Here is an 11634-nt window from a genome sequence, read left to right on the forward strand (position 1 = left end):
AAAACGTGCCTATTGCCGGGCGATCCGCGCTGGTGCCACTCCAAAGCATAGGCGCCTTATCTCATCTCGACAGGCCTCGTCATGATCCACAGCACCGTTTCCGCCTTCGCCGTTCCTTCGCAAGAGAAGCGTCAGAGCTTCATTTCGCTGGAAAAGACCCTCGATATTCACGCCGCGACGCTGGCCTCGATTGCCTGCATGAACACGGTGCGCGTCAGTGGCGGGACCGGTCAGGGGCGGCCGCTTGCTTTCCCCTTCACCGTGGCGGCGTGGAATCTGGAGCGCTGCCTTTTCCCGATCGAATCCGCCGCCAAGCTGGAGGCGACCGCCGCACCGCTGGTGCTGCTCTCGGAAATGGATGAAGGCATGGCGCGCACCGGGCAGGGCGACCCGACCGCCATCGTCGCCGGCGAACTGGGCATGAACTACGCCTATGGCGTCGAATTCCTCGAACTCAGCCTCGGCTCCGAGATCGAACGTTCCTTCTGCAAGGACGATGTCAACGAGAAGGGTTTTCATGGCAACGCGCTGATGGCCTCGACGGAGCTGAAGGACGTCTTCCTGTTCCGCCTGCCGGGCGAGGCCGTCTGGTTCAAGGACAGCAACGAGCAGCCGCGCGTCGGCGAGCGCTGCGCCATTGGCGCTGTCGTCGAGACCGAAGCCGGTCCTTTTGTCGCCGTTTCTGTGCATCTCGAAAGTGTTGCCACCGTCGCCTATCGCGAGCGCCAGATGGCGGCGCTGATCGATGCCGTCGAGGCCTATGCCCCCGGCCTGCCGATCCTGATTGGCGGCGACCTCAACACCGGCAATCATACCGGCGGCGATTTCAGGACGGATACTCTTTTCGCGATGACGGAGGGTCGTGGCTTCGAATGCCATGGCGGGCCGCTCGACCAGACGAGCACGCGCCCGAGCCTCATCACCCGCTTTCCCGACCGCACCATGAAACTCGACTGGTTCCTGAGCCGTGGCCTGAAGATCGGTGAGAGCCATCTGGTCTCCTCGCTGAATGGAGACGGCAAGCCGTTGTCCGATCATGACATGATCGTCTGCACCATCGAGGGTTTTGCGGCCTAAGTCTCGCAACCGTTAAAATGCACCACTTTTCCTGAACCGCGCCGTTACCTTTTCCATGCCATGAAGGCCGAGACGCGCATGGAATTGGGGGATTGCATGGTCTTGAAATTGATGTTGGCGAGCATGGCGGCCTTCACTGCCCGTGCCGTACCGGTCGTCGCGGCATTGCCGCAGTCGAAAAACTTCGTCGCTGGTGCCGCCGGCGAGATGGAGATGAAACTATCGCCGATCGAACCGTCCTGGGTCGTGGCCGGCGCGCCCGTCGCCCGCCTTGCCGAGCACTCTCGCGGGCAGGACGACGCCGCGCTGACGGCGCTGTGGGATTGCACGGCGGGCGAGTTTCACTGGCATTTCGGTTGGGACGAAACGGTGATGATCCTCGAAGGCGAAGTGCATATCACCACCGAGGACGGCGTCGAACGCCTGCTTTGCGCCGGTGACGTCGCCTATTTTGCCGGGGGCACATGGGCGACATGGCGCATCGACCGCTATGTGCGCAAGGTCGCCTTCTGTCGCAAGCCTTTCCCGAAGTCGCTGACCATGGCCTACCGCCTGCGCAATCTTGTGCGGCAGGGCGGCGCGCAAGGGATCGCCGCCTGATCTCTTCAATAGCCGTTGCGTTTGATAGCCGGGCGACCTAAATCTGTCGGCGAATTCGAGCGAGGGCAAATCATGGCGAAGATCAAGAATGTTGCGGTCCAGATGGACCATGTGCAGGGCATCAGCATCGCGGGCGACTCGACGTTCGCCATGAGCCTGGAGGCCCAGAATCGCGGCTACAAGCTCTTCCACTACACGCCCGAGCGCCTCAGCATGCGCGACGGCACGATCTATGCCTCGGTCGAGCCGATGATCCTGCGCGACGTCAAGGGCGATCATTTCGAACTCGGCGAACCGGAGCGCGTCGATCTGTCGACCATGGACGTCGTGCTGCTGCGCCAGGATCCGCCCTTCGACATGGCTTACATCACTTCGACGCATCTGCTCGAGCGCATTCACCCGAAGACGCTCGTCGTCAACGATCCGGCCTGGGTGCGCAACTCCCCGGAAAAGATTTTCGTCACCGAATTCGCCGACCTGATGCCGAAGACGCTGATCACCCGCGATGCCGGCGAGATCCGCCGTTTCCGCGAGGAGATGGGCGACATCATCCTGAAGCCGCTCTACGGCAATGGCGGCGCTGGTGTCTTCCATTCGACCCGCGACGACCGCAACCTGTCTTCGCTGCTCGAAATGTTCGGCCAGCTCTTCCGCGAACCCTTCATCGCCCAGCAATATCTGCCGGATGTTCGCAAGGGCGACAAGCGCATTATCCTCGTCGACGGCGAGCCGGTCGGCGCCATCAACCGTGTTCCGGCCGAGCATGACAGCCGCTCCAACATGCATGTCGGCGGCCGCGCCGAGGCGACGGAGTTGACGGCGCGCGAACAGGAAATCTGCGCCCGCATCGGCCCATCGCTGAAGGCACGCGGCTTCCTTCTCGTCGGCATCGACGTCATCGGCGACTATATGACGGAGATCAACGTGACGTCGCCGACCGGCATCCGCGAGGTCAAGCGCTTTGGCGGCGCCGATATCGCCAGCCTGCTCTGGGATGCGATCGAGGCCAAACGCGCCTGATTCGGCTTTTCGTCTCAGTTTGTTCTTATATTACAACTTGCTGTCGTAACGGCTCGCGCGATAGTAGGTTTGTTCGTTTATTGTTCTTGTTATATTCCTTTTTCCATGCAAGATTGCAACCGCAGCCTACCAAGGGATTGGGTTGCTAGTGTAAAAAGCTTGCGGCACAGGGGATAAAGCATGGTGGCGCGTGTCAGCACGGTTGCATTTCAGGGTATTGAGGGCGTTCCCGTCGAAGTGCAGGTGATGATCGCGCCCGGCAAGGTGCTGATGCACATCGTCGGCCTGCCGGACAAGGCCGTTGCCGAAAGTCGAGAGCGCGTGCAGGCGGCTTTGCATGCCTCGGGTCTGGCGCTGCCGCCAAAGAAGGTGACGGTCAATCTTGCCCCCGCCGATCTTCCCAAAGAGGGCAGCCACTTCGATCTTCCGATCGCGCTCGGGCTGATGGCGGCGTTGGGCGCCATTCCCGCGGATGCGCTGTCCGCCTATGCCGTCCTAGGCGAACTCAACCTCGATGGCACGATCGCGCCGGTCGCCGGCGCGCTGCCGGCCGCAATCGCCGCCAATGCCATGGGCAAGGGGCTGATCTGCCCGGCTGAAAGCGGTCCCGAAGCCGCCTGGGCCGGTGCCGAGATCGATATTCTCGCGCCGCGCAGCCTGATCGCGCTCGCCAATCATTTTCGCGGTACCCAGGTCTTGTCGCGGCCAGAACCCGCCATCCGCGCCACTCCTGCCAATTTTCCCGATCTTGCCGATATCAAGGGGCAGGAGAGCGCCAAGCGGGCGCTGGAGGTGGCGGCGGCCGGTGGGCATAATCTGCTTTTCGTCGGGCCACCCGGTTCCGGCAAGTCTATGCTGGCCTCGCGTCTGCCGTCGATCCTGCCGCCGCTGTCGACGGCGGAACTGCTCGAAGTGTCGATGATCCATTCGGTCGCCGGTCAGCTTTCCGGCGGCAAGCTCTCCGATCGCCGGCCCTATCGCACGCCGCATCATTCCGCCACCATGGCCGCATTGGTCGGCGGCGGCCACCGCGCCAGGCCCGGCGAAGCCTCGCTTGCCCATCACGGTGTTCTCTTCCTTGATGAGCTGCCGGAGTTTTCGCCACAGGCGCTGGACGCGCTGCGCCAGCCGCTGGAAACGGGCGAATGCATCATCGCCCGCGCCAATCACCGCGTTTCCTATCCCGCCAGCATCCAGCTCATTGCGGCGATGAACCCTTGTCGCTGCGGCATGGCCGGAGAGCCGGGTCACACTTGTGCCCGTGGCCCGCGTTGCGTCTCCGATTATCAGGGCCGCATATCCGGGCCACTGCTCGACCGCATCGATATCCGCATCGACGTGCCTGCCGTCTCCGCCGCCGATCTCATCCGGCCCGCAACGGCCGAAAAGAGCGCCGATGTCGCGCTGCGCGTTGCTCGCGCCCGCGAACGGCAGCGCGAACGCTTCGAGGCGGCTGGCCTGAAAGGCATCTCCACCAACGCCCGCTGCTCGACATCGATGATCGAGATCATCGCCGAGCCGGACGCGGCCGGCCTGCAATTGTTGCGCGATGCGGCCGAGAAGATGAAGTTCTCCGCCCGTGGCTATCATCGTGTGCTGAAGGTGGCACGCACGCTCGCCGATCTTGACGACAAGCAGATGGTGGGGCGGATCCATCTCGCCGAGGCTATTTCCTACCGCATCGCCGGAGAACGGCTGACGGCGGCGGCGTGAGGGCAAGTAGCTGAAACGACAAAGGGCGCCGTAGCGCCCTTCGGGTATTTGACGATTGTAGCTGGCCGTGTCAGCCACCCAGTCCCTCGAACAGCACCGTCGAAAGATAACGTTCTGCAAAGGAGGGGATGATGACAACGATGGTCTTGCCTTCGTTTTCAGGCCGCTGGCCGACCTTGATCGCAGCCGTCAGCGCAGCGCCGGAGGAGATGCCGACCGGCACGCCCTCGAGCCTGGCAACCAGGCGGGCCAGCTGGAAAGCTTCGTCATTGGTGACGGTGACGACTTCGTCATAGACGTGCGTGTCGAGGATCTTCGGGGCGAAGCCGGCGCCGATGCCTTGGATCTTGTGCGGGCCGGGATTGCCGCCGGACAGAACCGGTGAGTCGGCAGGCTCGACGGCGATGACCTTGATATCGGGGTTGCGGGCCTTCAACACCTGGCCGACGCCGGTGATCGTGCCGCCGGTGCCGATGCCGGAGACGAAGATGTCGACGTTGCCGTTCGTGTCGTTCCAGATTTCCTCGGCCGTCGTCTTGCGATGGATTTCCGGGTTGGCCGGGTTTTCGAACTGCTGCGGGATGACAGCGTCCGGCAGCGTCGAGGCCAGTTCCTCGGCCTTGGCGATGGCGCCCTTCATGCCCTTTGCCCCTTCGGTCAGCACCAGCTCGGCGCCGAGCAGCGCCAGCATCTTGCGGCGCTCGATCGACATGGTTTCCGGCATGGTGAGGATCAGCTTGTAACCCTTGGCGGCGGCGGCAAAGGCGAGTGCGATGCCAGTATTGCCGGAGGTCGGCTCGATCAGCACGCTCCTGCCGGGGGTGATCTTGCCCTGGGCTTCCAGGCTCTCGATCATGGCGACGCCGATACGATCCTTGACCGAGGCGATCGGGTTGAAGAACTCGAGCTTTGCCAAGAGGTTGGCCTTGACGCCCTTCTCCTTGGCCAGCTTGTCGAGACGCACGAGCGGCGTATCGCCGATGGTCTCGGTGATCGAGCCATAGACGCGGCCGCGGCCTGGTTTGCGGGTGTCGGACATGGGTAGCTCTCCCTTTATTGGAATTGTGAAGGCACAATAGGATCAAACGGCGGCGGAAACCAGAGTGATCCCACTCTGGGCTCCAGCGCCACTTGGGAAAAGAATCTCCCAAATGACGTCCTTGGGGAAGGTTTTTTTAAGCTGCTCAGGTGGCGATGAAGGCTGCCATGACGGCGGGGATAGCCGCGGCGATGGAAAATGCGCCGCTATCGGTGAGCAAGGCTGTGTGTCATGGTGATCTTCCTCTAGAGACAAGTGGTTGCTCTAACGCAGCATTCCAGTCTTTTCAAGCGGTTGTGCTGGGCGCTCGAATACACTACCAAAGGCTTAACCGCCTGCCGAACCACGTTGTCGAAACCATGCTGCAAAGGCCGCCATGTCCTCCGCATTGCTCCTGATCGACCTTCAGAACGCCATCCTGACCGGTCTTGGCACGCCAGCGCGTCAGCCGGCGATCGACGCCGCTCTGGAGACAGTCGTGGCAAAGCTCGCCGCATTGAAGCGCGAGGCCCGCGCCGCCGGCATTCCCTCCTTCATCGTCCAGCATGATGGCCATGGGACCCATCGCCTGGCCAAGCGCGGCGAGGGCTGGCAGTTGCGCCGCGAAATTGCGCCGGAGGCCGGCGATGCCGTAGTTCACAAGGCGAGTTCGGATTCCTTCTTCGAGACGGATCTCGAGCAGCGCCTGCGCGCTCGCGGCATCACCCATCTCGTCATCGGCGGCTGCATGACGCAATTCTGCGTCGACACCACGGCCCGACGGGCCGTCTCCCTCGGCTTCGATGTGACCTTGATCAGCGACGGTCATACGACCGCCGATATGGGCCAGCTCTCGTTCGAGGCGATTGTCTCCCATCACAATATGCTGCTTGACGGCTTCGACGCCGGGCCGCATGAAATCAAGCTTGTCCCGACGGCCCAAATCGCCTTCTGACAATCTCCCAGCCGGAGCCCCGATGCCGCATCTGACCAGCATGATCGCCTTTTCCCTGATCGCCCTCGGCATGGTGCTGACGCCGGGGCCGAACATGATCTATTTGATATCGCGATCGATCTCGCAGGGGCCGGCAGCCGGGCTGATTTCGCTTGGCGGCGTCGCCTGCGGCTTTGTCTTCTACATGCTGTCCGCCGCCCTCGGCATTACCGCCTTCGTCTTTGCCGTGCCCTTTGCCTATGACGCGCTTCGTCTTGCAGGTGCCGCCTATCTCGTCTGGCTTGCCTGGAATGCGCTGAAGCCTGGTGGCCGCTCCGCCTTTCAGGTGCGCGAACTACCGAAGGACAGTAAGCGCCGGCTCTTCACTATGGGCTTGGTGACCAGCCTGTTGAACCCGAAAGTGGCAATCCTCTATCTGTCGCTTCTGCCGCAATTCATCGACCCCGCCGCCGGCAGCGTCTTCACCCAGTCTCTCGCCCTCGGTTTCACGCAGATCGTTATCAGCGTGACATTCAACGCCATCTTCGCGCTGACGGCCGGCTCCATCGCGATCTTCTTCGCCCAGCGTCCGGCCTTCATGCTGGTGCAGCGCTGGCTGATGGGTACTGTGCTGGCCGGCCTCGCCGTGCGCATGGCAGTCGAGGCGCAACGGTAATGCGGACGGTTCCGCAGAAACTCGTTGTGGGGCTGCTCTGCCTCGCCTCTTTCTGCGGTTCCGCGTCAATGGCTATGACGGCAGATGGGGCGACACAGACGATCGTCTTCCTGCGTCACGGCGAAAAGCCGGCGGCCGGCCTCGGTCAGCTCAGTTGCCAGGGGCTCAATCGCGCTCTGGCGCTGCCGCCGGTGCTCACCCGTCTCTTTGGCAAGCCGGCCGCGATCTTCGCGCCCGATCCGTCGAAGCAAAAGGACGATTCAGGCATTTCCTATGATTATGTCCAGCCGCTTGCGACCATCGAGCCGACCGCCATTGCTCTCGGCTTACCGGTCGACACCAGCTTTGGTTATGACGATGTCGACGGCCTGAAGGCGGCGTTGGAAAAGCCGGACTATCGCGGAAAGCTCGTCTTCGTCGCCTGGGAGCATAAGCAGATCGTCGATGTCGCCCGCGAGTTGATGGCCGACAATGGCGGTGATGCCAAGGTGGTGCCGAAATGGCATGGCAAGGATTTCGATGGGCTCTATGTCCTGCGCATTACGCGCAACGGCTCATCGTCAAATACCGCCTTCGAGCGGCTGACCGAAGGCCTCGATGGCCAATCGGAAAGCTGCCCTATCCCGGCGAAGTAGGATCAGAAAACCGGCCGCATGAAGCTGCGCTCATAGCTGAGGATGCAGCGCGTCTCTTCCGCATAGGCAAAGGCGGCTTGGCATTCGGCGTCCTCGGCCATGCGCTGCCGGTAGGTCTCGTAGTCGGCAAGGCTCGAGAAGCTGAAGAGCGCCAGCGCGATGTTGTTGGCGCCCTCATGCGGCATGAAATAGCCGTGATGCGTGCCGCCCAGCCGATTGACGAGTGGGATCCAGAGCTTGGCGTAATGTTCGAATTCAGCGAGCTTGTAGGGATCGATCGTATAGCGGAGATAGCAGGTGATCATTCGATGGTTCCCTTGGAAAGATCAGCGCTTTTAGGACGCGGCAGCGGGATCGTCCAGCCGAGGTTCATGCCTGCCGCAGCAGCCAGGATGATTACCGCGCCGATGATTTGCGCCACGCCAAGCACATGGCCGAAGGCGAAGCGGTCGACGACGATGGCGGCGATCGGGTAGATGAAGGACAGCGCGCCGGTCAGGTGGGTCGGCAGCTTCTGGATGGCGCCATACAGCAGCACATACATCAGTCCGGTATGGACTATGCCCATCGTCGCCAGAATGGACCATCCGCCGGCATCTTGCGGCAAGGCAGAGAAATCCGTGAAGGGTGCGAGCATCAGGATGCCGGTCGAGACCTGGATCAGCGCGATCAGATGGGGCGGCGTGCCTTTCAGCCATTTGGCGGCGATGGCCGCCAGCGCATAGAAGAAGGCGGCACTGAGCGAGAGCAGGATGCCGGTGAGATAGCTGCCCGCAGCGCCTGTCTGCGCGGATTTGCCTTCGACGATGACAATCATGCCGGCAAAGGCGAGGCCCAGCCAGAAAAGCTTGGTGAGCGTGATCTTCTCGCCGAGAAACAGCGCGCCGAGGCCGAGCAGCATGAAAGGCTGGGTGTTGTAGACGGTGGTGGCGATCGAGATGGAAGCATGCGAATAGGCGGCGAATAGCAGCAGCCAGTTGAGGACGATGGCGATGCCGCCGCCAACCGCGATTGCGAACGTCCGCAGGCTGAGGATGCCGGGACGCAGGAGGCCCATGGTGCCACAGATGACGAGAAGCGTCAGCGCGCCGATCAGGCAGCGCCAGAAAACGACGCCGGTGACAGGCTGCCCCGACATCAGCACGAACCAGCCGATCGTCCCCGAAATCAGCATTGCCGCCGTCATTTCCGCTGTGCCGCGTCTTATCTCGTTCATTGTCCGGGCTCCCCTTTGTTGAGCCTGATAATATTGCCGCCAGCGCGCATATGATATAGGTTTGATAAAGATTTTTGGCCTGTGGTCCTAATTATATGAGGTGATGATATGGGTTTGCCTAATACGGCTATGGAGCTCGATGCGATCGACCAGCGGATGCTGGAGGCGCTCGCGCGCAATGCCCGGATTTCGTTGAAGGAGCTGGCGGAAGCGGCGGGCTTGTCCTCGCCGAGTGCCGCCGAACGCGTGCGGCGGCTGGAGGAGCGCGGCGTCATCGCGGCGTTCACGGTGGATATCGCGCCGGAAGCAATCGGCTATCCCTTGCAGGCGATCGTCCGCATCCGGCCGCTGCCCGGCCAATTGCATGTGGTCGAGCGGATCATCCAGCAGACCCCGGAGTTCATCGAATGCGACAAGGTCACCGGCGACGACTGTTTCATCGGCCGCCTGGTGGTGCGCTCGATGGGCGACCTTGACGGTATCCTCGACAAGATTACCGAACGTGCCGAAACCAATACGGCAATGATCAAGGCAACTCCCGTCAAACGTCGGCTGCCGCCGCTTTCGCGCTAAAACTCTCCCATTACACGCCGGTCGAGCCGAAGCCGCCGGCGCCCCGCGCCGTGTCGCTGACTTCGGTGATTTCGGCGACACGGACTTGCGTGACCGGCGCGATCACCACCTGGGCGATGCGCATGCCGCGCGTGATCTCGAATGGTTCCTCGCCGAGGTTGATCAGCAGCACCTTCACTTCGCCGCGATAGTCGCTGTCAATCGTGCCGGGAGTGTTGAGGCAGGTGATGCCATGCTTGAAGGCGAGACCGGAACGTGGGCGGATCTGGGCCTCGAAACCCTCGGGGATCTCAAAGATGAAGCCGGTTGGAACCAGAGCTCGCTTGCCGGGAGCGATCGTCAGTGTCTCGCCGTCTTCGATGGCCGCGCGCAGGTCCATGCCGGCTGCGCCCTTGGTCTCATAGGCGGGTAGGTCGAGGCCCTGGCCATGGGCAAGGCGGATGAGGTTCAGCGTCGGGCGCGTATCGGTGTGAATGGTCATACGGCATTAGTTTGCGCGTGAGCGCCCAAGGTCAATTGCAATCCGGCCTCCGAAACGCTAGATACGCCGCAATTCACAGGATTCACACGCATGGCCGAAAGTCTCGCCGAGGCGGTCTCCCGCCGCCGCACATTCGCTATTATCGCTCACCCGGACGCGGGCAAGACGACGCTCACCGAAAAGCTGCTGCTGTTCGGCGGCGCCATTCAGCTTGCCGGTGAGGTCAAGGCGAAGAAGGATCGTATCCAGACGCGCTCCGACTGGATGAAGATCGAGCGCGAACGCGGCATCTCGGTCGTGACCTCGGTCATGACCTTCGAATATGAAGGCAATGTCTTCAACATTCTCGACACGCCCGGCCACGAAGACTTCGCCGACGACACCTATCGCACGCTGACAGCCGTCGACGCCGCCGTCATGGTCATCGATGCGGCCAAGGGTATCGAGCCTCGGACGCTGAAGCTGTTCGAAGTCTGCCGCATGCGCGACATTCCGATCATCACTTTCATCAACAAGATGGACCGCGAAAGCCGCGATCCCTTCGAGATTCTCGATGAAGTGGAAGAAAAGCTGGCGCTGGATACGGCGCCGATCACCTGGCCGATCGGCCGGGCAAAGAGCTTCTGCGGCTCCTATCATCTGGCCGACAACACCGTGCGCGGTTCCGACAGGGAAATCGAACCGACCCGTGTCAACGGCCCGCGGAGCGTCGCCGACAGGCTGCCGGAAAACGAGCGGCAAGCCTTCATCGACGAAACGGAGCTGGCGATCGAAGCCTGTCGTCCCTTCGACCGGGCATCTTTCCTTGAAGGGCACATGACGCCTGTCTTCTTCGGCTCGGCGCTGCGCAACTACGGTGTCCGCGATCTCATCAACGCGCTCGGCGAGTTCGCGCCGCCGCCGCGCGATCAGGTCGCCGATATCAGGACGGTTCACGCCACCGACGACAAGATGACGGCTTTCGTCTTCAAGATCCAGGCCAACATGGACCCGAACCATCGCGACCGCATCGCCTTTGCCCGCATCTGCTCCGGCAAGCTCGAGCGCGGCATGAAGGCGCGGCTGTCACGCACCGGCAAGCAGCTCGGCCTGACCGCGCCGCAATTTTTCTTCGCCTCGCAGCGCCAGCTCGCCGACACCGCCTATGCCGGCGACGTGGTCGGTATTCCGAACCACGGGACGCTCCGCATCGGCGACACGCTGACCGAGGGTGAATCCCTCGTGTTCCAGGGTGTACCGAACTTCTCGCCGGAAATCCTGCGCCGCGTCCGTCTCGAAGACGCGATGAAGGCAAAGAAGCTGAAGGAAGCCTTGCAGCAGATGGCGGAAGAAGGCGTCGTGCAGCTCTTCTCTCCGGAAGACGGCTCGCCCGCCATCGTCGGTGTCGTTGGCGCGCTGCAGCTCGACGTCTTGAAAGAGCGGTTGATGGGGGAATACGGCCTGCCGGTCTCCTTCGAAATGTCTCGCTTCTCCGTCTGCCGCTGGATCTCGGCGGAGCAGCCTGCCGACCTCGACAAGTTCCTCACCGCCCGTCGCGGCGACATCGCCCGCGACCTCGACGGCGACCCGGTCTTCCTCGCCCAGGACGGCTTCTCGCTGCGCTACGAGTCAGAACGTTATCCGGCTATCAAAATGGTCGCGATCAAGGAATATCACGCCTTCAAGGCGGCGTGATATTCGGGCATTTGTCA

13 protein-coding genes are annotated in these 11634 nt (G+C 62.2%); 9 read left to right on the forward strand and 4 right to left on the reverse strand.

Going from position 1 to position 11634, the window contains the following annotated elements; all coding sequences use genetic code 11:
- Positions 1-81 precede the first annotated feature (81 nt).
- The 4 genes from EX00_RS18725 (at position 82) to EX00_RS18740 (ending at position 4410) form a co-directional block, all read left to right on the forward strand.
- Positions 82-1077 (forward strand): endonuclease/exonuclease/phosphatase family protein, encoded by a 996-nt coding sequence (locus tag EX00_RS18725; protein ID WP_047461089.1) that lies wholly within the window; start codon positions 82-84, stop codon positions 1075-1077.
- Positions 1078-1173: 96 nt separating this feature from the next.
- Entirely contained in the window at positions 1174-1677 is a 504-nt protein-coding gene (locus tag EX00_RS18730; protein WP_202903733.1) for a cupin domain-containing protein, read from the forward strand.
- Between the two features lie 72 nt (positions 1678-1749).
- On the forward strand, positions 1750-2697 hold the full coding sequence (gene gshB / locus EX00_RS18735; RefSeq protein WP_047461091.1) for a glutathione synthase: 948 nt from the start codon (positions 1750-1752) through the stop codon (positions 2695-2697).
- Between the two features lie 180 nt (positions 2698-2877).
- Positions 2878-4410, forward strand: coding sequence for a YifB family Mg chelatase-like AAA ATPase (locus tag EX00_RS18740; RefSeq protein WP_047461093.1), 1533 nt, complete (start codon positions 2878-2880; stop codon positions 4408-4410).
- 70 nt (positions 4411-4480) lie between these two features.
- Here the strand turns inward: EX00_RS18740 and cysK are convergent, their stop codons facing one another.
- The gene (gene cysK, locus EX00_RS18745; RefSeq protein WP_047461097.1) at positions 4481-5449 is read right to left on the reverse strand and encodes a cysteine synthase A; all 969 of its coding nucleotides are present in this window, start codon (positions 5447-5449) and stop codon (positions 4481-4483) included.
- Between the two features lie 376 nt (positions 5450-5825).
- On the opposite strand from cysK, the gene EX00_RS18750 reads away from it, so the two are divergent.
- The 3 genes from EX00_RS18750 to EX00_RS18760 all read left to right on the forward strand — a co-directional run bounded on the left by EX00_RS18750 (position 5826) and on the right by EX00_RS18760 (position 7673).
- Positions 5826-6383: a cysteine hydrolase family protein gene (locus EX00_RS18750; RefSeq protein WP_047461100.1), complete on the forward strand. Its 558-nt coding sequence runs from the start codon at positions 5826-5828 to the stop codon at positions 6381-6383.
- Between the two features lie 22 nt (positions 6384-6405).
- Complete coding sequence (locus EX00_RS18755; protein ID WP_047461102.1) at positions 6406-7038, forward strand: LysE family translocator; 633 nt, start codon at positions 6406-6408, stop codon at positions 7036-7038.
- A gap of 68 nt (positions 7039-7106) precedes the next feature.
- Complete coding sequence (locus tag EX00_RS18760) at positions 7107-7673, forward strand: hypothetical protein (RefSeq protein WP_234709054.1); 567 nt, start codon at positions 7107-7109, stop codon at positions 7671-7673.
- A gap of 2 nt (positions 7674-7675) precedes the next feature.
- Here the strand turns inward: EX00_RS18760 and EX00_RS18765 are convergent, their stop codons facing one another.
- Both EX00_RS18765 and EX00_RS18770 read right to left on the reverse strand, forming a co-directional pair.
- Complete coding sequence (locus EX00_RS18765) at positions 7676-7978, reverse strand: NIPSNAP family protein (RefSeq protein WP_047461109.1); 303 nt, start codon at positions 7976-7978, stop codon at positions 7676-7678.
- Positions 7975-8889, reverse strand: a complete 915-nt coding sequence (locus EX00_RS18770; protein WP_047461112.1) for a DMT family transporter — start codon at positions 8887-8889, stop codon at positions 7975-7977. The genes EX00_RS18765 and EX00_RS18770 overlap by 4 nt, the downstream gene beginning before the upstream one ends.
- 108 nt (positions 8890-8997) lie before the next feature.
- Here EX00_RS18770 and EX00_RS18775 point away from each other — a divergent pair, with 108 nt between their 5' ends.
- Positions 8998-9462, forward strand: coding sequence for an Lrp/AsnC family transcriptional regulator (locus EX00_RS18775; RefSeq protein WP_047461115.1), 465 nt, complete (start codon positions 8998-9000; stop codon positions 9460-9462).
- 10 nt (positions 9463-9472) lie between these two features.
- Here the strand turns inward: EX00_RS18775 and dut are convergent, their stop codons facing one another.
- On the reverse strand, positions 9473-9943 hold the full coding sequence (dut, locus tag EX00_RS18780) for a dUTP diphosphatase (RefSeq protein WP_047461119.1): 471 nt from the start codon (positions 9941-9943) through the stop codon (positions 9473-9475).
- A gap of 90 nt (positions 9944-10033) precedes the next feature.
- On the opposite strand from dut, the gene EX00_RS18785 reads away from it, so the two are divergent.
- On the forward strand, positions 10034-11617 hold the full coding sequence (locus EX00_RS18785; protein WP_047461121.1) for a peptide chain release factor 3: 1584 nt from the start codon (positions 10034-10036) through the stop codon (positions 11615-11617).
- Positions 11618-11634: the final 17 nt, after the last annotated feature.

Origin of the sequence: Martinezella rhizogenes (genome assembly GCF_000799715.1) — a bacterium.
GTDB classification, from domain to species: domain Bacteria; phylum Pseudomonadota; class Alphaproteobacteria; order Rhizobiales; family Rhizobiaceae; genus Rhizobium; species Rhizobium rhizogenes_C.